The 18,945-nt window shown below is 67.4% G+C and carries 17 protein-coding genes; 14 read left to right on the top strand and 3 right to left on the bottom strand.

What is annotated here, in order from left to right:
* Positions 1-58: 58 nt before the first annotated feature.
* A complete protein-coding gene (locus GWI72_RS13155) occupies positions 59-946 on the bottom strand; it encodes a DUF1194 domain-containing protein (protein ID WP_244314239.1) in 888 nt (295 codons plus the stop codon).
* A 93-nt stretch (positions 947-1,039) separates the two neighbouring features.
* The gene (locus tag GWI72_RS13150) at positions 1,040-1,873 is read right to left on the bottom strand and encodes a DUF1194 domain-containing protein (protein ID WP_208995849.1); all 834 of its coding nucleotides are present in this window, start codon (positions 1,871-1,873) and stop codon (positions 1,040-1,042) included.
* A 558-nt stretch (positions 1,874-2,431) separates the two neighbouring features.
* Between GWI72_RS13150 and GWI72_RS13145 the strand changes: the two genes are divergently transcribed.
* From GWI72_RS13145 to GWI72_RS13095, 11 genes are all read left to right on the top strand, one after another.
* Positions 2,432-3,388, top strand: a complete 957-nt coding sequence (locus tag GWI72_RS13145) for a sugar-binding transcriptional regulator (protein ID WP_208995848.1) — start codon at positions 2,432-2,434, stop codon at positions 3,386-3,388.
* A gap of 115 nt (positions 3,389-3,503) precedes the next feature.
* On the top strand, positions 3,504-4,487 hold the full coding sequence (locus GWI72_RS13140) for a BMP family lipoprotein (protein ID WP_179956184.1): 984 nt from the start codon (positions 3,504-3,506) through the stop codon (positions 4,485-4,487).
* Between the two features lie 142 nt (positions 4,488-4,629).
* Entirely contained in the window at positions 4,630-6,168 is a 1,539-nt protein-coding gene (locus GWI72_RS13135) for an ABC transporter ATP-binding protein (protein WP_161708874.1), read from the top strand.
* A 14-nt stretch (positions 6,169-6,182) separates the two neighbouring features.
* A complete protein-coding gene (locus GWI72_RS13130; RefSeq protein WP_161676642.1) occupies positions 6,183-7,304 on the top strand; it encodes an ABC transporter permease in 1,122 nt (373 codons plus the stop codon).
* Between the two features lie 10 nt (positions 7,305-7,314).
* Positions 7,315-8,289, top strand: coding sequence for an ABC transporter permease (locus tag GWI72_RS13125; RefSeq protein WP_161676641.1), 975 nt, complete (start codon positions 7,315-7,317; stop codon positions 8,287-8,289).
* Positions 8,286-8,675, top strand: a complete 390-nt coding sequence (gene cdd / locus GWI72_RS13120; RefSeq protein ID WP_161676640.1) for a cytidine deaminase — start codon at positions 8,286-8,288, stop codon at positions 8,673-8,675. The genes GWI72_RS13125 and cdd overlap by 4 nt, the downstream gene beginning before the upstream one ends.
* A gap of 45 nt (positions 8,676-8,720) precedes the next feature.
* The gene (locus GWI72_RS13115) at positions 8,721-9,533 is read left to right on the top strand and encodes a purine-nucleoside phosphorylase (RefSeq protein ID WP_161708873.1); all 813 of its coding nucleotides are present in this window, start codon (positions 8,721-8,723) and stop codon (positions 9,531-9,533) included.
* Positions 9,526-10,308 carry a deoxyribose-phosphate aldolase gene (gene deoC, locus GWI72_RS13110; RefSeq protein ID WP_161676638.1) on the top strand — a complete coding sequence of 261 codons (783 nt, stop codon included), beginning with the start codon at positions 9,526-9,528 and terminating at the stop codon, positions 10,306-10,308. The genes GWI72_RS13115 and deoC overlap by 8 nt, the downstream gene beginning before the upstream one ends.
* A 1-nt stretch (position 10,309) precedes the next feature.
* Positions 10,310-11,626, top strand: a complete 1,317-nt coding sequence (deoA, locus tag GWI72_RS13105; RefSeq protein WP_161708872.1) for a thymidine phosphorylase — start codon at positions 10,310-10,312, stop codon at positions 11,624-11,626.
* Between the two features lie 384 nt (positions 11,627-12,010).
* Entirely contained in the window at positions 12,011-13,237 is a 1,227-nt protein-coding gene (locus GWI72_RS13100) for a phosphopentomutase (RefSeq protein ID WP_161676636.1), read from the top strand.
* Positions 13,238-13,372: 135 nt separating this feature from the next.
* Positions 13,373-14,365: an adenosine deaminase gene (locus GWI72_RS13095; protein ID WP_161708871.1), complete on the top strand. Its 993-nt coding sequence runs from the start codon at positions 13,373-13,375 to the stop codon at positions 14,363-14,365.
* 3 nt (positions 14,366-14,368) lie between these two features.
* Here the strand turns inward: GWI72_RS13095 and GWI72_RS13090 are convergent, their stop codons facing one another.
* Entirely contained in the window at positions 14,369-15,613 is a 1,245-nt protein-coding gene (locus GWI72_RS13090; protein ID WP_161676634.1) for an MFS transporter, read from the bottom strand.
* 278 nt (positions 15,614-15,891) lie between these two features.
* Between GWI72_RS13090 and GWI72_RS13085 the strand changes: the two genes are divergently transcribed.
* The 3 genes from GWI72_RS13085 to GWI72_RS13075 all read left to right on the top strand — a co-directional run bounded on the left by GWI72_RS13085 (position 15,892) and on the right by GWI72_RS13075 (position 18,836).
* The gene (locus tag GWI72_RS13085) at positions 15,892-17,148 is read left to right on the top strand and encodes a DUF1688 family protein (protein WP_179956071.1); all 1,257 of its coding nucleotides are present in this window, start codon (positions 15,892-15,894) and stop codon (positions 17,146-17,148) included.
* A 114-nt stretch (positions 17,149-17,262) separates the two neighbouring features.
* On the top strand, positions 17,263-17,892 hold the full coding sequence (upp, locus tag GWI72_RS13080) for a uracil phosphoribosyltransferase (RefSeq protein ID WP_161676633.1): 630 nt from the start codon (positions 17,263-17,265) through the stop codon (positions 17,890-17,892).
* A gap of 32 nt (positions 17,893-17,924) precedes the next feature.
* Positions 17,925-18,836 (top strand): ribokinase, encoded by a 912-nt coding sequence (locus GWI72_RS13075; RefSeq protein ID WP_161708870.1) that lies wholly within the window; start codon positions 17,925-17,927, stop codon positions 18,834-18,836.
* Positions 18,837-18,945: the final 109 nt, after the last annotated feature.

The following is an 18,945-nucleotide window of genomic DNA, read 5'->3' as shown; positions in this document are numbered from 1 at the left end:
CAAAGCAGGAGCGTACATCATCCCAAAGGAGGGCTTGCTAAGCTGGGGAGGAGGGGGCTCAGGGCTCGTTGTTGCGGTTGCGCTGTTCCCATCGCCGTTCGCCTTCCAGACAGAGCGGGTTGACCGCCGTTGAGGCCCGCAGGACCTTCACCGCTTCCGGCGCGCCGGCCGGCAAGGTCGGTCCGGCGATCTCCAGCACCAGCTTGCGCCGGATCGCCTCGGCGAAACGCTCGGCCCCGCGCACCGGCACCACGAACGCGCCCGGGCCGCCGATCACGCAGGTTTCGTAGTAGACGTCGAGGTTTTCCATGTCGCCCCAGCCATCGGCGCGCAGCTTCAGCTTGAGCGGCAGCCCATTGATGACGATGCCCTTGGCGACCACCTCGTCGCGGGCGACCGGGGCCAGGGTGCCCTGGTTGTTGGGGCCGTCGCCGGAGATGTCGATGACCTTCTTCATCGCCGTCACGGGCAAGGTGTCGAACTGTCTTGCGGAGAACAGCAGGGCATCGCCGATGGCTGTCCGGTAGGCACGCCGGATCGGAGCCTCTCCCAGGATGCTGGCGAAGTTTTCGGCATCCTCGGGCGAGGCGATGATCTGCCAGTCGATGAGCACCGACTGCGAGGCGGAGCCGGCCCATTCGAGATAGCTGACCGCGATCCTGCCCGTCAGTCCGCCGCGGATCGCGGCCATCACCTCGGGCGAGGTGATGGCGGCCATGTAGCCGCTGCGCTGGACCTGCTGTTCGTCGGTGTCCATCGAGTGGGAGATGTCGACGGCCAGCACCAGCGCCACATCCACCTCCTCGCGCGTCTGCGCGGCCACCGGCGGCGAGGCCAGCAGCGCGCAAAGCCAGAGGAAGCCGAGGATCAGGCCGGCCGGCCCGCGCCCTGCTGCCGACCACATGCCGGTGGTCCCGTCGCTGCCGTGAGAGGATCTGCCCGCCATGCCGCCCTCCTGCAGGTGCCGCGCAAGGGGGACACCTGCAGGGGAGTGTCACGCGGTCGGGCGGGCGCGCCAAATCGCGTTTGCGTGACCGGTTCAGTCGAACATGGCGCAGCTGACGGGCTTGCGGGCCTGCGCGGGCACGACCATGCTCTGGTTCTCCATCAGTCCGGCGATTTCCAGCACCAGCTTCATGCGGATCGCATCCGCGAAGCCCTCCTTGGAGCGCACCGGGATGGCGAAGGCGCCCGGTCCGCCGATGACGCAATCCTCGTAATAGTGATCGAGATGCAGCATCGCCTGCCAGGCCGAGGATTCCGACTTCATCATCAGCGGCAGGCCGTTGATGGTGAAACCGGCGGCGATCACCTTGTCGCGCATTTCCGTCACGGCGCCGCCCTGGTTGTTGGGCCCGTCGCCGGAAATGTCGATCACCTTGCGCATGCCTTCGTACTTGTTCTCCGTGACCAGCATCGCGGCACGTTCCAGCGCGGAGAAAATGGAGGTGCGCTGCACCTGACGCAGCGGGGCTTCGGCAATCCGGGCCGCGAAGGCGGCCGCCGTGGCCTCGTCCTCGATCACCATCCAGTCGGCGACGGTGAAGTGCTCGCCGACCCCGCCCCACTCGAAATAGGTGATGGCGATGCGGCCGGTCGGGCCATAGCGGATTGCATCCATCACCTCCTGCGACGTGATGGCAGCGACATAGCCGGCCCGCTGGACCTGCTGTTCGTCCTCATCCATGGATTGGGAAATGTCGACTGCAAGCACAAGCTCGACGTCCACCTCGTTGGCGGGATCATAGGCCGCGACCGAGGGAGGCAGCAGTCTGTCGAATGCCGCAGCGGTAAGGGTGCTCAAGCCAAGCATCACCGCCGAAACCATGGCGGTGGCAAGGGCCTTTGGTTCTGTGCACAGCGCGAGACGCATGGTTCTTCTCCTTCATCAGCCGAAGCCGGACCCACGCCTCCCCCAAGAGTTATTTTTGTTGTTACGGCTAAAAGTCGGGTTAATTCCTTTCCTCACCGAAAAGTGACGCAGTTCCGCCGGCAACCGTGAGCCGGGAAACATGAAAAAGACTAGCAAGACGCATGCCATAAGGTTAGCCGGCTGGAAAGCGACGGCAAAACAATGAGCGCACGCATTGCGCTTTTTCCGGAGATAGGCAAAATTTGCCGGGCGTCTCGGCAATTTCTGCCGCCTGCGCGCCGCCCGCGCTGATCCTGGCGGCAATTCCTGCCTACCCCTGCGGCAGGGTGACAATTTTGCGGGCAAACCATCCGGGCGCCTGCGAACACGGCAAAAAGAGTCGAAATTCCGCGCGTTCCTTCGCGTTACCCGCTTGACGTTGCCGGCTCCTGAAGGCAATCTCCGTGAAAGAATTCACAGCCGGTGAAGAAATTTTCACGTTGAGGAGCGTGTCCGGCCGTGGGCCGGGCGACCGGCAGGGAGAGACGGCCCGGCAAGGGCCGCAGACGGGGAAAGGTCGTGCAGGACGAGGACTGGACCACCTATCTGTCGATCCGGGCGGCCTGGCTGTCCTTCGTCGGCGGATGCACGCAGGGCGACATTGCTGCCCGGCTGGGGGTGTCTCCGGCCAAGGTCCACCGACTCATCGCCCACGCCCAGAAGGAAGGCCTGATCCGGTTCCAGATCGACGGCCGGCCGATCGAATGCCTCGAGCTCGAGGAGCAGATTTCCCGCGCCTTTGGCCTGTCGACCTGCATCATCGCCCCGGATCTCGGCGCGTCGGATCCGTCCATGTCCATTCGCGCGGTGGCAACCGTTGCCGGTCCGTATCTGGCCTCGGTGCTGTCCGCGCCGGAGGTCACGGGCGTCGGGGTCGGCATGGGGCGCACGCTGAAGGCGGCCGTTGGCGCCATGCCGCGCATTCACCGCCCCAATCTCTCGGTCATCTCCATTTCCGGCTCGCTGATGCGCAAGCTGTCGGCCAACCCGTTCGACGTGGTGCAGCAGCTCGCCGAACGGACGGGCGGAGAAGGCTATTTCCTGCCGGTGCCCTATTTTGCCGAGAGCGTCGAGGAACGCGACACGTTCCTGGGGCAGCGCAGCGTGCAGGATCTGCTCGAGCGGGCGCGCCGCTCGGATGTCTTCGTCGTGGGCATCGGGTCGATCGACAACGAGGGTCACCTGGTGCAGCGCGGCATGATCAACAAGGCGGACCAGGATGGCCTGCGGCGCTCGCGCGCCGTCAGCGACCTGATGGGCCGTTTCGTGTCCCTCGATGGAAAACCCGCTCCCAATCCCCTTGAGGAGGTGGCGGTAGGGCTCCATTACGAGGAGGTGCGCGGTTCGCGCGTGATTGCGCTCGTGGGCGGTGAAAGCAAGGCGGAAGCCACGCTTGCTGCATTGCGCACCGGCGTCATTACCGATCTGGTCGCGGACGAGACCCTGGCAAGGGCTCTGCGGGACCGGATGGGCTGAAGGGCCGGTTTCCGGCGGCGTGCCGCCGGGAAGAGGCTGCCAGAGGGGTAGTAACCGGGACCAGCCGTGGTGGCTGGCCCATCTGTCGGAGGATTGAAGCGTGAAGAAGTTTCTGATGATCAGCGCGGCCTTCGCTGGCCTGGCCATGTCCAGCGCAGTGCAGGCGGCCGATATCAAGCCGGCGGTGCTTTACGATCTGGGCGGCAAGTTCGACAAGTCGTTCAACGAGGCGGCTTACACGGGTGCCGAGGAGTTCAAGAAGGCGACCGGCATCGAGTACCGCGATTTCGAGATCCAGAACGACGCCCAGCGCGAGCAGGCCCTGCGCAACTTCGCCAAGCGCGGCCAGAGCCCGATCGTCGCCATCGGCTTCTCCCAGGCCAATGCCGTCGAGAAGGTCGCCAAGGAGTTCCCGGACATCCAGTTCGCCATCGTCGACATGGTCGTCGACCTGCCGAACGTCCGCTCGATCGTCTTCAAGGAGCATGAAGGCTCCTACCTCGTCGGCGTCCTGGCGGCCATGGCCTCCAAGACCGGCAAGGTCGGCTTCGTCGGCGGCATGGACATCCCGCTGATCTCCAAGTTCTCCTGCGGCTACAAGCAGGGCGTCAAGGCTGCCAACCCGAATGCCGAAGTGTTCGAGAACATGACCGGCACCACCGGCGCGGCCTGGAACGACCCGGTCAAGGGCGGCGAGCTCGCCAAGTCCCAGTTCGACCGCGGTGCGGACGTCGTCTACCACGCAGCCGGTGCCACCGGCATCGGTGTGCTGCAGGCTGCGGCCGACGCCGGCAAGCTCGGCATCGGCGTGGACAGCAACCAGAACGGCCTGCATCCGGGCAAGGTCCTCACCTCGATGCTGAAGCGCGTCGACGTGGCCGTGAACAAGGCCTTCACCGACTCCAAGAACGACAAGTGGTCGTCGGGCGTGGAAGTCCTCGGTCTGGCCGAAGGTGGCGTGGACTGGGCGCTGGACGACAACAACAAGGCCCTGGTCACCGCCGAGATGAAGGCTGCCGTCGACAAGGCGAAGGCCGACATCATCTCCGGCACCATCAAGGTCCACGACTACATGTCCGACAAGTCCTGCCCGTTCTGATCGGACAGGCACTGACCGGGCGCGCCGATCCCTCGGCGCGCCCCCTTTCTCGCGCCGTCGTCCCGCCGCCGCAGCCCCTTGCCGCCGGCAGGCCCGACATCCAGCCGGACCGGCGCCTGGCGCCTGACGCCCGGGAGCACCCATGACCGCTGCAATCGAGCTTCGCAAGATCAACAAGTCTTTCGGGGCCGTTCACGCCAACAAGAACATTGATCTCGTGGTGGGCAAGGGCTCCATCCACGGCATCATCGGCGAGAACGGGGCCGGCAAGTCGACCCTCATGTCCATCCTGTACGGCTTCTACACGGCCGACAGCGGCGACATCCTGATCGACGGCAAGGTCGTGACTGTCTCCGATTCCCGGACCGCGATCTCGCTCGGCATCGGCATGGTGCATCAGCACTTCATGCTGGTGGACACGTTCAGCGTGCTGGAAAACATCATCCTGGGCGCCGAGGGCGGCGGCCTGCTGTCGGGCGGGACCGACAAGGCCCGCAAGGAACTCGCCCGCCTTGATGCCGAGTACGGGCTGAAGGTCGATCCCGACGCCCTGATCGGGGATCTGCCCGTCGGCCTGCAGCAGCGGGTCGAGATCCTCAAGGCGCTCTATCGCGGCGCCGAGGTCCTGATCCTTGACGAGCCGACCGGCGTGCTCACCCCGTCGGAGGCCGATCACCTGTTCCGCATCCTCGAGGTGCTGAAGAACCAGGGCAAGACCGTGCTCCTGATCACGCACAAGCTGCGCGAGATCATGGCCATCACCGACACCGTCTCCGTCATGCGCCGCGGCGAGATCGTCGCCACGCGCAAGACGTCCGAGACCAGCATGGAAGAGCTGGCCGAGCTGATGGTCGGCCGGCGGGTGCTGCTCACGGTCGACAAGGGCACCGCGGCGCCGGGTGCGCCCGTGCTCAAGGTCGAGAACCTGACCGTCACCGACGCGCGCGGCGTCACGGTCGTGAAGGACGTCTCCTTCGAGGTCCGCGCCGGCGAGATCGTCGGCATTGCCGGCGTGTCCGGCAACGGCCAGTCGGAGCTTCTGGAGACGCTGGCCGGCATCCGCCGTCCGAAGTCCGGCACCGTCACCATCGGCAGCGAGGTGCTGGATCTGGCGCATCATCCCGTCGATGCCGCCGGCATGCGTGCCAAGAGCGTCGGCCATGTGCCGGAGGACCGCCATCGCATGGGTCTCGTCACCTCCTTCGCCGAATACGAGAACGCCATTCTCGGGTACCACGACGATCCGGCCTACTCGAAGGGCCTGTTCCTGAACATTGCCGCCATCAAGGAGGCGGCCAGGGGCGAGATCGCCAAGTATGACATCCGGCCGCCCAACCCGATGCTGAAGACCGCCAATTTCTCCGGTGGCAACCAGCAGAAGATCGTGCTCGCCCGCGAGATCGAGCGCGACCCGTCCGTGCTGCTGATCGGCCAGCCGACGCGGGGCGTCGACATCGGTGCCATCGAGTTCATTCACAAGCGCATCATCGAGCTGCGCGATGCCGGCAAGGCCATCCTGCTCGTGTCGGTGGAGCTGGACGAGATCCGCTCCCTGTCCGACCGCGTGCTGGTGATGTTCGACGGCCGCATCGTCGGCGAGCGCCTGCCGACGGCGGACGAAGGCGAGATCGGCCTGCTCATGGCCGGTGTCGACGACGCCCGCTCCGCCGCCCAACACTGACAGGGAGACGCCGCATGAGTGCCGGACAACTGCCGCGCTGGGCCGATCTCGGCCTCATTCCACTGCTGAACCTGACTGCCGCCTTCCTGGTCTCGGGTCTCGTCGTTCTCATCATCGGCGAGAACCCGGTCGAGGTCGTGAAGATCCTGCTCTGGGGCTCGCTCGGCTTCGGCGAGGGCATCGGCTTCACGCTGTTCTACGCCACCAACTTCATCTTCACCGGCCTGGCGGTTGCCGTTGCCTTCCATGCGGGGCTGTTCAACATCGGTGGTGAGGGTCAGGCCTATGTCGGCGGCCTTGGCGTGGCTGCGGCCTGCCTGATGCTGGACACCCTTGTCCCCTGGTGGGTGACGCTGCCCTTCGTGATCCTTTGCGCGGCCGCCGCGGGCGCGGCCTGGGCCTTCATCCCGGCCTGGCTGCAGGCGCACCGCGGCAGCCACGTGGTCATCACCACGATCATGTTCAACTTCATCGCCGCCTCGATGATGGTCTACCTGCTGGTCAACGTCATCGGCGAGGCCGGGTCGATGCAGCCGGAGACGCGCACCTTCGAGGCCGGCGGGCATCTGCCGATGCTGAACGACATCTTCCCGTTCCTCGACTTCGGCACGGCACCGGTCAACCTGTCGCTGATCCTGGCCCTGCTGTCGGCCTTCGGCGTCTGGCTGCTGATCTGGCGCACCCGCCTCGGCTACGCCATCCGCACCCTCGGGGCCAATGCGACCGCAGCGGTCTATGCCGGCATCTCTCCCGCCCGCATCATCATCATCGCCATGATGATTTCCGGTGCCCTCGCCGGCATGATGGCGATCAACGAGATCATGGGCTCGCAGCATCGCCTGCTGATCGAGTTCGTGTCGGGCTACGGCTTCGTCGGCATTGCGGTGGCGTTGATGGGCCGCGGTCATCCCGTCGGCATCGTGCTGGCCGCCGTCCTGTTCGGCATGCTCTACCAGGGTGGCGCCGAGCTGGCCTTCGAGATCCCGGCCATCACCCGCGACATGATCCTGGTCATCCAGGGTCTGGTGATCCTCTTCGCCGGGGCGCTCGAGTACATGTTCCGCCCCACGCTGGTGCGGATCTTCACCTTCGCCCGCACGCCGGCCTCCGCCGCGTCCGCCACCCCGGCCAAGTGAGGAGACGGTCATGGTCGATATCTTCTTCTCCTACGCAACCTTCGACAGCATGGCCCGGCTGGCGACCCCGCTGCTGTTTGCCTGTCTGGCGGGTCTCTATTCCGAGCGCTCCGGCGTCGTCGACATCGGGCTTGAGGGCAAGATGCTGGGCGCGGCCTTCGGGGCCGCCTGCGTCGCCTTCCTGACCGCCAATGCCTGGCTCGGCCTGCTGACCGGCATCGGCGTGGCCGTCGGCCTGTCGCTCCTGCACGGCTTTGCCTCGATCACCAACCGCGGCAACCAGATCGTCTCGGGCGTTGCGATCAACTTCCTCGCGGCGGGGCTCACGGCCCTGCTGGGGCAGGCCTGGTTCGGCCAGGGCGGGCGCACGCCGTCGCTGCCCGAGGGCGGCCGCTTCCTCGAGATCACGCTGCCCTTCGCCGAGGAGATGGCCAGCGTGCCGGTCATCGGCCGCTTCTATTCGGAGTTTCTCTCCGGGCACAACATCCTGCTGTATCTGGCCTTCCTCGCCGTGCCGCTGACCTGGTGGGTGCTGTTCCGCACCCGCTTCGGCCTGCGGCTGCGCGCCGTGGGCGAAAATCCGGCCGCCGTCGACACCGCCGGCATCTCGGTGACGTTCCTGCGCTACCGCGCGGTCATCATCTGCGGCATCCTCTGCGGCTTTGCCGGCGCCTATCTCGCCATTGCCCAGTCGTCCGGCTTCATCAAGGACATGACGGCCGGCAAGGGCTTCATCGCGCTTGCCGCGCTGATCTTTGCCAAGTGGAAGCCGCTCAACGCCATGCTCGCCTGCCTGCTGTTCGGCTATCTCGATGCGGTGGCGATCCGCATGCAGGGCCAGCCGCTGCCCGGCATCGGCGAGGTTCCGGTGCAGGTGTTCCAGGCGCTGCCTTATGTCCTCACCGTCATCCTGCTCGCCGGCTTCATCGGCAAGGCGATCCCGCCGAAGGCCAGCGGCATTCCCTACCTGAAGGAACGCACATGAGCCGCGTTGATGAACTCTTCGCCGCCGCCCGGGCCGCGCGCGAAAACGCCTACGCCCCCTATTCCAACTTCAAGGTCGGTGCCGCGCTCCTGACCGAAGGCGGCCGCATCGTGCCCGGCTGCAACGTCGAGAACGCGGCCTATCCGGAGGGTGTCTGCGCCGAGGCCGGGGCGATTTCCGCCATGGTCCTCGCCGGCGAGCAGCGCATTGCCGAGGTGGTCGTGGTCGCCGACGCGGCGCTCTGCACCCCGTGCGGCGGCTGCCGCCAGAAGCTGAAGGAATTCGGCGCCGGCTCGGTCAAGGTCCATATCGCCAACCTCGACGGCATCCGCCGCACCTTCACCATCGACGAACTTCTGCCGGCCGGCTTCGCGCTTCACGACTGAGGCGGCCGGCGGCCTGATCCCTTGAGCATAAGGACGATGAGACCCATGAGCGGCTCTGGTCACGATTGCGCGGCGATTGTCCGCGCCGCCCGCCCGGGCACCTATCGCATCGGCATGATCCTCGGCTCCGGCCTCGGCGAGCTCGCCGGGGAGCTGGAGGACGCCGTGCGCATTCCCTATTCGCAGCTGCCGGGTTTCCCGGTCTCCACCGTGTCCTCGCATGGCAGCGAACTGGTGGCTGGCACCATGCACGGCGTTCCGGTCGTCATCCTGTCGGGGCGGGCGCATTACTACGAGAGCGGCAACCCCTCGATCATGCGCACTCCGGTCGAGACGCTGAAGGCGCTCGGCTGCGAGATCCTGTTTGCCACCAACGCGGCCGGCTCCCTGCGCGAGGAGGTCGCCCCCGGCCATCCGATGCTGATCACCGATCACATCAACTGGTCCGGTCTCAATCCGCTCATTGGCGAGGAAGACGAGAAGCGCTTCCTCGACATGACCACCGCCTATGACCTGGAACTGCGGGCCGCCATGCACCGCGCGGCCAAGCACGAGGGCGAGCACCTCGCCGAAGGCATCTACATGTGGTTCTCCGGCCCGTCCTTCGAGACGCCGGCCGAAATCCGCATGGCCCGCATGCTGGGCGCTGATGCGGTCGGCATGTCCACCGTGCCGGAGGTGATCCTGGGGCGCTTCCTCGGGATGCGCGTGGCTGCCATGTCGATCATCACCAATCTCGGCGCCGGCATGCAGGCCCATGGCCTGTCGCATGACGAGACCAAGTCCGTCGCCAAGCTCGGCATGGAGCGCATGAAGCGTCTGGTGCGCGGTTTCGTGAAGGAGATCGCCCATGGCTGACCAGTCCGCGTCTGCCGCGCTGGCCGCCCGCGCCCTGGCGCTGGTTGACCTGACCAACCTCAACGACGGCTGCACGGATGCCGACATCGACGCGCTTTGCGCCCGCGCCGTGACGCCGCAGGGTCAGGTCGCCGCCGTCTGCGTCTACCCGGCCTTCGTTGCCCGCTCCAAGGCGCGCCTCGCCGGCACCGGCGTGAAGGTCGCCACGGTGGTGAACTTCCCCGCCGGCGGCGATGACACCGCCGCTGTCGTCCGCGAGACGCAGCAGGCCATCGCCGATGGGGCCGACGAGATCGACCTCGTCATGCCCTACCGCGCCTTCGTGGCCGGCCGCCGCGGCTTTGCCGAGGAGCAGATCATCCGCGTCAAGGCGGCCATCCCGGCCCCCGCCCAGCTCAAGGTGATCCTGGAGACCGGCGAGATCGGCGATCCGCTGCTCATCCATCAGGCCTCGCAGGTGGCGATTGCTGCCGGGGCCGATTTCATCAAGACCTCCACCGGCAAGGTGAAGGTCAATGCCACGCTCGAGGCGGCGGAGATCATGCTCACCGTCATCGAGGAGACCCGCCGCGATCACGGCCGGCCGGTCGGCTTCAAGCCCGCCGGCGGCATCCGCACGCTGGACGATGCCGCCGCCTATCTGGCGCTGGCCGACCGCATCCTAGGGCCCGACTGGGCCACGGCCGCGACCTTCCGCTTCGGCGCCAGCGGCCTGCTCGATGCGCTTCTCGACGTGATCAAGGGCGGAACAGGTTCCGCACGCGAAGGATACTGACATGCTCGCCCAGGAAATCATCCGCAAGAAGCGAGACGGCGGCCAGCTCAGCCGCGAGGAAATCGGGTTTTTCGTCAAGGGTCTGGCCAGCGGTGGCGTCACCGAGGGGCAGGTCTCGGCGCTGGCCATGGCGATCTTCTTCCGTGGCCTCACCATCGACGAGCGCGTGTCGCTAACGCTGGCGATGCGTGACAGCGGCACCGTGCTGGACTGGTCCGATGTCGATGCGCCCGTGCTGGACAAGCACTCGACCGGCGGCGTCGGCGACAATGTCTCGCTGATGCTGGCACCGGCGCTGGCCGCCTGTGGCGCGGCCGTGCCGATGATCTCCGGCCGTGGCCTTGGCCACACCGGCGGCACGCTGGACAAGTTCGACAGCATCCCGGGCTACAAGACCCAGCCGGACAACGAGCTGTTCCGCAAGGTGGTGAAAGACGTCGGCTGCGCCGTCATCGGCCAGACCAGCGACCTCGCCCCGGCGGACAAGCGGTTCTATGCCATCCGTGACGTGACAGGCACGGTGGAAAGCATCGACCTCATCACCGCCTCGATCCTGTCGAAGAAGCTCTCGGCGGGTCTGCAGGGCCTGGTGCTCGACGTGAAATGGGGCACGGGCGCCTTCATGGCGACGCTTGACGATGCCCGCAAGCTTGCGGAAAGCCTCGTGCTCGTTGCCAATGGCGCAGGTCTCAAGACCACCGCGCTGCTCACCGACATGAACGAGCCGCTGGCCTCCGCCGCCGGCAATGCCGTCGAGATGCAGAACGCCGTCGACTTCCTGAAGGGCACGGCCATCGACAGCCGCCTGTGGGATGTCACCGTCGCCCAGGGCGGCGAGCTGCTTGCAACTGGTGGTCTGGCTGCCTCAGCCGAAGAGGGCTGCGAGCGGATGCGCGCTGCCTTCGAGAGCGGGCGTGCGGCCGAAAAGTTCGCCGAGATGGTCACTGCGCTGGGTGGCCCGGCCGATTTCCTGGAGAAGTCGGAACTCTATCTCGCCAAGGCCCCGGTGGTCGCGCCGGTCTATGCCGAGCGTCCCGGCACGGTCATCGGCATTGATGCCCGCGCCGTCGGCGTGGCGGTCGTGGAGCTGGGCGGCGGCCGCCGCACTGCTGCCGACATCATCGACCCGTCTGTCGGCTTCACCGAGCTGGCCGGGATCGGCCATACGGTCGATGCCGACAGCCCGATTGCCATCGTCCATGCGGCCAGCGAGGACGCGGCCCGCAAGGCAGCCGCTGCCCTCAACGCCGCCTATGTCACCGGCGACGCCCATGCGGTCCCGGACAACCGGATCGTGGCTGCCCGCATTGCGCCATAGGCGCAATGCAAACAGAGCTGCCATTGCGCCATAGGCGCAATGCAAACAGAGCTGCCATTGCGCCATAGGCGCAATGCAAACAGAGATGCCATTGCGCCGTAGGCGCAATGCAACGCGGAGATGCCATTGCGCCGTAGGCGCAATGCAAATTGAAAGTGCGATTGCGCTGTCGGCGCTGTGCCGGGGTCTCCCCCCAACGCCTAACCCCTCCCGACGAGGGGGAGGGGAACAGGCTGCGGTGAGTGGCTTTGCAATCAACCCTCGCACCGGAAGTCCCCCTCCCCCTCGTGGGGAGGGGTTAGGGGTGGGGGGAACTGTGCAAGCAGCAGCGCAAGGACGCCAGACCGTCCGAGGCCAACGCCTCACGATGAAAGGACTAAGGAAATGCCCCGCGCCATACTCGTTGTGCTCGATAGTTTCGGCATCGGCGGCGCAGAAGATGCCGACCGTTTTGGCGATGCAGGCTCCGACACGCTGGGTCACATTGCGGCCCGCTGCGCTGCCGGAGAAGGGGACAAGGCAGGCGTGCGCTCCGGACCGCTGACCCTGCCCAACATGTCGCGTCTCGGCCTCGGCGCAGCAGCAAGGCTGTCGACGGGCCAGCCGGTTCCCGGCCTCACGACGGACGTGATCCCGGAGGCCCTGTGGGGCTATGCGGCGGAAGTCTCCAACGGCAAGGACACCCCGTCCGGTCACTGGGAGATTGCCGGCGTGCCCGTGCGCTTCGACTGGGGCTATTTCCCCGAGACCATCCCGACCTTCCCGGCCGACGTGATTGCCCGGATCGTCGCCGAGGCCGGCCTGCCGGGCATCATCGGCGACAAGCATGCCTCCGGCACCGAGATCATCGCCGAGCTTGGCGAGGAGCACATCCGCACGGGCAAGCCGATCTTCTACACCTCGGCGGATTCCGTGGTGCAGATCGCCGCCCACGAGACGCATTTCGGTCTTGAGCGCCTGTACCAGGTCTGCGAGATCACCCGCCGGCTGATCGACCCGTACAACATCGGCCGCGTCATCGCCCGGCCGTTCCTGGGCGAGACCTCGGCGACGTTCGAGCGCACGGCCAACCGGCGCGACTATTCGGTGCTGCCGCCCGAGCCGACCCTTCTCGACCGTCTGACGGCGGCCGGGCGCACGGTGATCGGCGTCGGCAAGATCTCAGACATCTTCGCCCATCAGGGCGTGGCCAGGGTGCTGAAGGGCGCCGGCAACGACCAGCTCGTCGACAAGACGCTGGTGGCGATGGACGAGGCGAAGGACGGCGATCTGGTCTTCACCAACCTGATCGACTTCGATTCCCTTTATGGCCACCGCCGCGACGTGCCGGGCTATGCGGCCGCGCTCGAGCATTTTGATGCCCGCCTGCCGGAGATCATGGCGAAGATGCTGCCGGGCGATCTCCTGATCCTCACCGCCGACCACGGCTGCGACCCGACCTGGCGTGGCACCGACCACACCCGCGAGCACGTGCCCGTGCTCTGCTGGCGGCCGGGCGTTGCCGGCCATGCCATCGGCGGCCGCAAGACCTATGCGGATATCGGCGAGACCGTGGCGGACCATCTCGGCATCGCCGTCGGGCCAAACGGGGTCAGCTTCCTGCGGGCCTGACCGGTCCACCGTCACCGCTCCGCGCGCCCGCCCTTGACGGATCGCGGGCGAGGGCAGATGAACGAGGCGCGGCATCCGGTGCGGCTGCCGCCCTGAGTCGGGGTTTTCCTCCACAGCGCGGGGTTGAGGCAGGGCATGGCCGGTGAGGTGAACGTCCCCAAGGCGGAACTGCATTGCCACATCGAGGGCGCGGCGATGCCGGCGCTCGTGCAGAAGATCGCAAAGCGGGAAGGGATCGACGTCTCCGCGATCATCGACGCGCGCGGCCAGTATGTCTGGTCCGACTTCACCACCTTCCTCGCCGCCTATGATCTGGCCAGTTCCGTCTTCCGCCGGCCGGGCGATTACGCGCAGCTGTCGGAGACCTATTTCCGCATGCTGGCGGCGGAAGGGGCGATCTACGGCGAGATCTTCATCTCGCCCGACCATGCCACCGCTGCCGGGCTGTCCTACAAGGCCTATGTCGAGGGACTTGCGGCCGGCATCGAGCGGGCGAAGGCCGAGACCGGCATCGAGGGGCGCATGATCGCCATCGGCGTCCGCCATTTCGGCACAGCCGCCGTCGAGCGCGTGGCCCGCGAGGTGATCGCCAATCCGCATCCGCTGGTCACCGGCTTCGGTCTGGCCGGCGACGAGCGGGAAGGCCATCCGGCCAATTTCGCCAAGGCCTTCCGCATGGCGGGCGAGGCAGGTCTCGGGCTGACGGCGCACGCGGGCGAAATCGGCGGTCCGGAAAGCATCATGGCGGCGCTCGATTTCCTGCGTGTCCGGCGCATCGGGCACGGCGTGCGCGCGATCGAGAACAAGGCGCTGGTGGAGCGTCTGGCCGAGGAACGCATCGTGCTTGAAGTCTGTCCGGGGTCCAACGTCGCGCTCGGCGTCTACCCGGTGCTTCGCTTCCATCCGGTCAATCTGCTGCGTCGCGCCGGCGTGCGCGTCACGCTCAATTCCGATGATCCGCCGTTCTTCCACACCACGCTGGGGCGGGAATATGCCCAGGTGTCCAGGACCTTCGGCTGGACGGACGAGGACCAGCGTGCCGTCACGCGCACGGCCATCGAGGCCGCTTTCTGCGATCGTGGCACCAAGGAGCGCCTGCTCGCCCGCCTCGACAGCGCCCGCGCCTGAGGCTCAGATCCCCCGCTCGTCCGCACGCGGATCAAGCACGGCCGATTCCGGCGTCGAGAACCGCGCCGTGGCGATGACCGGTACGAAGTCGGACTTCTCTTCCACCCGCACGGCCGGCCGGCGCGTCATGCGCCAGGCGGTGAACAGCACCATGGCGAGATGCGCGGCCGCAGTCACATGGAACAGCGCGCCCGGGGTCGAGGCGCTCATCAGCGCCGCCGCCGCCACGGGGCCCACCATGGTTCCGGCACCGAAGATCAGCAGCAATCCGCCCGATGTCTTGAGAAAGTCGCCAGGCGCGGCGTGGTCGCTCGCATGCGCCAGGATGACGGGATACATCGAGTAGATCATTCCGCCGAAGGCCGAGACCAGCACGATGACGGCCACCGGTCCCATGCTGTCGGCCACCGACAGCGCCAGGCCGGTGACGGTGGCAAGGATGCCCATGCCGACGAGCACCGCGCGCCGGTCGACCTTGTCTGACAACAGCCCGACCGGGATCTGGATGATCGCCCCGATCAGCAGCGCCAGCGACATCATCACCGCAATGTCGCTGATCGACAGGCCGATCTTGCGGCCATAGACGGCACCCAGCGTGCCGAAGGCGCCGTTGGAGATGCCGATCAGCAGCACCGCGACCACGGCGACCGGCGAGTTGCGCCACAGCGCGCCTAGATCGAGTCTGGCCTGGGTCAGCGGGGTCGGCGTGGCGGCCGTCGACAGCGCCGTCGGCAGCAGCGACAGCGAATAGATGATCGAGCCGACGACGAAGAAGACGAAACCCGTCGCATCGCCCAGGGTCAGCAGCATCTGCCCGATGGTCGTCGCCCCGAGGTTGATCATCGTGTAGATGCCGAAGATCCGGCCGCGGGTCTGGTTCGACGCCCGCTCGTTGAGCCAGCTCTCGACGATCATCGCCGCCCCCGCGAAGCAGAAGCCCGTGACCGCCCGGAGCGGCACCCACACGGTCGGGGTCATGAACAGCAGGTTCAGCAACATGGTGATTGCTGCCACCGAGGCCAGCACGCCGAAGGTGCGGATATGGCCGACGCGCTTCACGATCACCGGGACCAGCATGCAGCCGGCCACGTAGCCCACGGCCCACCCGGCGCCGAGCATGCCGAGCGCCGTGTCGGAGAAGCCCTCCGCCAGGCCCCGGATCGGCAGCAGCAGGCCATGCAGCCCCCCGGCCATCAGGAGCAGCGCGGAACCGAGAAGAAGCGAGGCGATCGAGAGGACGGTAGACATCGGGGCGATCCGGCTGGCGGGAGGCGGGCGGAGAGGGTGGGCGAGGCGCGGGCGAAGCAGGCCCCTGCAGGCGTCGATGCTGCCCCAAGGACTGTGGCTGCGACAAGGCAGCACAGACCCTTGACGGATTTTTCAACCGCTCTGTCAGGCTTGCCCCGGGGCAGCGCTTCCCTTCGTCGCCGACTTCCGACAGAGTTTTGCACCACGCCCTGTTTCCGCCCCGTGCCCCGGTGTCCTGCCTGCGCAGCACCGGCCCGCTGCCAGCATCGGATGCTGCCTTGCCAAGTCTTGATTCCGTCGCTTCCCCGGAAAGCTCCCGCGCCCTGGCGCTTCTGTCGTCCGGTGCCGTCCGCGAGCGCTGCAACCGCCTGCTTGCACTTGGTCTTGACGGCGAGCTGCCGCATTTCACCGTCGACCTGGACCGTCTGCCCGCCGTGGCCGCCCGTGTGATCGAGGTCACCCGCCGTCGCTACCCTGATTTCGCCGTGCCGCTGCGATCCTGCTGGCGCCTGTTCGAGGCGGGCGGCGTCGATCGCTGGGACATGCTGGCCGGCGCACGCGGCTTCGCGGATGTGCGCGAGATGGGCCGCACCGCGTTCGATCTTGCCATCCTGGCAGGACTGACCGGCGCTGAGCCCGGACCGGACTGGATCTACCGCGAGGAGGTCACCGGCCTGCCGCTGGCCCGCGCCGAAGGGCTGGCGGTGGCCACGCTGGCCATGCTGGCCGGCGGCTTCTTTTCCGCAGCCCCGGCCGATCCGCTCCGGGCGGATGCCCACGCGCTGATGCGCCTCGATCTGGCCGAGCTGGCGGAGGGCTTCCAGGCCGGGGCAGCCAACCCCCTCGACGGACTGGCCGCCCGCGCCGCCCTGCTCACCCGTCTTGGCGAGGCCACCGGCCTGCGTCCGGATCTCTTTGCCAGCGCCGACGAGCCGCGCCCCGGCGGCCTCTTTGACCTCCTGCTCGACGAGGCAACGCAGGGCCCCCTGCCGGCATCCCGCCTGCTTGACCTGCTCCAGGACGGTCTTGCCCCGGTTCTGCCCGGTTCCCTCACGCTGGACGGCCTTGGGCTTGGTGATACCGGGCGGCATCCGCGTCTCGTCACGGGGGATGCGACAACCGGGCTGGTGCCGCTGCACATGCGCCTGCAGGCGATCGCCTGGTCGCTGGTCGAGCCCTTGGCCTGGGCCGGCCTCGAGGTCTGCGATCTGGACGGCCTGACCGGTCTCGCCGATGCCGACACCGCCGGGCTGTTCCTGGATGGCGGCGTGCTGGCGCTGCGCGATCCTGCGGCTGCGGCCGGTCCCCACGCGCCCGACGCCGAGCTGGTGGTTGAGTGGCGTGCCCTGAGCGTTGCCCTCCTCGACCGTCTTGCCGCCCATCTGCGCGCGGACATGGGAGCGACGGCCGACACCCTGCCGATCGGGTGCATCCTGGAGGGGGGAACCGCGGCGGCGGGCCGCGAGATTGCGCGGGAAAAACGGCCCGACGGCGCGCCCGCGCTCGCAATCCTGCGCGAGGGGACTGTATTTTGAGGCGTCCCCGGGGCATAGGGGAGCACATTGCAGGGTGACCCTGGACGGCCACCCGAAGGCTCGAACAAGGGTATGCCCGTGAGGCGCGAACAAGGCAAAAAGGAGAAGGCCACCATGTCCGGAGCGATTGTCGTCGATCACCCGCTGGTCCAGCACAAGCTGACGATCATGCGCAACAAGGCCACCTCCACCCAGGGCTTCCGCCGGCTGCTGCGCGAGATCTCGACGCTGCTGTGCTATGAGGTCACCCGCGACCTGCCGCTGACCAACATCACCATCGAGACGCCGCTGTGCGAGATGCAGGCGCCGACGCTGGCCGGCAAGAAGCTCGTCTTCGCCTCGATCCTGCGGGCCGGCAACGGCCTTCTGGAAGGCATGCTGGATCTGGTTCCGTCCGCCCGCGTCGCCCATATCGGCCTTTACCGCGATCCGCAGACCCTGACCCCGGTCGAGTATTACTTCAAGGCGCCCGAGGATCTCGGCGAGCGCCTCGTGATCGTGGTCGACCCGATGCTGGCGACGGCAAACTCGGCCATCGCGGCCGTGGAAAAGCTCAAGGGGCGCGGAGCCAACAACATCCGTTTCCTCTGCCTGCTGGCCGCTCCCGAAGGCGTTGCCAAGTTCACCGCCGCCCATCCGGACGTGCCCGTCTACACCGCCTCGATCGATGACCGCCTGAACGACCACGGCTACATCGTCCCCGGTCTGGGCGATGCCGGCGACCGCATGTACGGCACCAAGTAACCTCCGCTCTCCGCCGCCGGAAAGGGCCTGCGATGATCGTCGTCTTCGGTTCGATCAACCTTGATCTCGTCGTGATGGTGAAGCGCCTGCCCCTTCCGGGCGAGACCTCGGCCGGGCCGGACTGCCAGACCTTTGCCGGTGGCAAGGGGGCCAACCAGGCGCTTGCCGCGCGCCGGGCCGGGGCTGCGGTGCGCATGGTCGGGGCTGTCGGCACCGACGCCTTCGCCACGCCGGCGCTCGCCAATCTGGCAGCCGCCGGCGTTGATCTTTCGGCCCTGCGCCGGCTCGAGGGCTCCACCGGCATCGCCATGATCGGTGTCGAGGCCGCCGGCGAGAACCTCATCATCGTCGGCAGCGGCGTCAATGCCCGCGTCTCGGCCAACTGGCTGTCGGGACAGCTGGCTGCGGGCGAGACCCTGCTGATGCAGGCCGAGATCCCGCTGGCCGAGGCCGCGCGGGCGATCGACCTTGCCGAGGCGGCCGGGGCCCGGGTGATCTTCAACACGGCGCCGGCCACCGACCCGGCCGTTGCCCGGCTCGCCGCCCGCGCCGATGTGGTCATCTCCAACGAGAGCGAGGCGGCCGATGTTGCCGCCGCGCTCGGCCTGCCGCAGGTGGCGGCAGCCTATGCGGCCGCGATGGCCGCCACCGGGCGCATCGCGGTGGTGACCCTGGGCAGCGACGGTGTCCTGGCCCATGACGGCACCACTCTTTACAGGGTCGCGCCGCCGCAGGTTGCCGTCGTCGACACGACCGGGGCCGGCGATGCCTTCTGCGGAGCCCTCGCCACAGCCCTGGACCGCGGGGCCGATCTCGGTCAGGCGCTGGCCGAAGGCGTTGCCGCCGGCAGTCTCGCCTGCACAGCCACCGGTGCCCAGTCGAGCGCCCCGGATGCCGCCGACATCGCCCGCCTTGCCGCCACGCTCTCCGTCCGCCGCGGCTGACCTCTCCCGCAGCCGGCTGCAGGAAAGCTGACATCCGCGTTCATGGGGCGTTCAGCTTGATCGTCTATGGTCTGCCCCGGAAAGCCCTTTGAGGGGTTGGATCGGAGGC

The organism is Pannonibacter sp. XCT-53 (genome assembly GCF_009915765.1).
GTDB classification, from domain to species: Bacteria; Pseudomonadota; Alphaproteobacteria; order Rhizobiales; family Stappiaceae; genus Pannonibacter; species Pannonibacter tanglangensis.
The sequence above is the reverse complement of the archived record's forward strand: the minus strand, read 5'-3'. Positions and strand labels throughout refer to the sequence as shown.

Coding starts and splice junctions, on each gene's coding strand:
- GWI72_RS13155 (WP_244314239.1), bottom strand. CDS start 946: ATGGCGGGCAGATCCTCTCACGGCAGCGACGGGACCACCGGCATGTGG.
- GWI72_RS13150 (WP_208995849.1), bottom strand. CDS start 1,873: ATGCGTCTCGCGCTGTGCACAGAACCAAAGGCCCTTGCCACCGCCATG.
- GWI72_RS13140 (WP_179956184.1), top strand. CDS start 3,504: ATGATCAGCGCGGCCTTCGCTGGCCTGGCCATGTCCAGCGCAGTGCAG.
- GWI72_RS13135 (WP_161708874.1), top strand. CDS start 4,630: ATGACCGCTGCAATCGAGCTTCGCAAGATCAACAAGTCTTTCGGGGCC.
- GWI72_RS13130 (WP_161676642.1), top strand. CDS start 6,183: ATGAGTGCCGGACAACTGCCGCGCTGGGCCGATCTCGGCCTCATTCCA.
- GWI72_RS13125 (WP_161676641.1), top strand. CDS start 7,315: ATGGTCGATATCTTCTTCTCCTACGCAACCTTCGACAGCATGGCCCGG.
- cdd (WP_161676640.1), top strand. CDS start 8,286: ATGAGCCGCGTTGATGAACTCTTCGCCGCCGCCCGGGCCGCGCGCGAA.
- GWI72_RS13115 (WP_161708873.1), top strand. CDS start 8,721: ATGAGCGGCTCTGGTCACGATTGCGCGGCGATTGTCCGCGCCGCCCGC.
- deoC (WP_161676638.1), top strand. CDS start 9,526: ATGGCTGACCAGTCCGCGTCTGCCGCGCTGGCCGCCCGCGCCCTGGCG.
- deoA (WP_161708872.1), top strand. CDS start 10,310: ATGCTCGCCCAGGAAATCATCCGCAAGAAGCGAGACGGCGGCCAGCTC.
- GWI72_RS13100 (WP_161676636.1), top strand. CDS start 12,011: ATGCCCCGCGCCATACTCGTTGTGCTCGATAGTTTCGGCATCGGCGGC.
- GWI72_RS13095 (WP_161708871.1), top strand. CDS start 13,373: ATGGCCGGTGAGGTGAACGTCCCCAAGGCGGAACTGCATTGCCACATC.
- GWI72_RS13090 (WP_161676634.1), bottom strand. CDS start 15,613: ATGTCTACCGTCCTCTCGATCGCCTCGCTTCTTCTCGGTTCCGCGCTG.
- upp (WP_161676633.1), top strand. CDS start 17,263: ATGTCCGGAGCGATTGTCGTCGATCACCCGCTGGTCCAGCACAAGCTG.
- GWI72_RS13075 (WP_161708870.1), top strand. CDS start 17,925: ATGATCGTCGTCTTCGGTTCGATCAACCTTGATCTCGTCGTGATGGTG.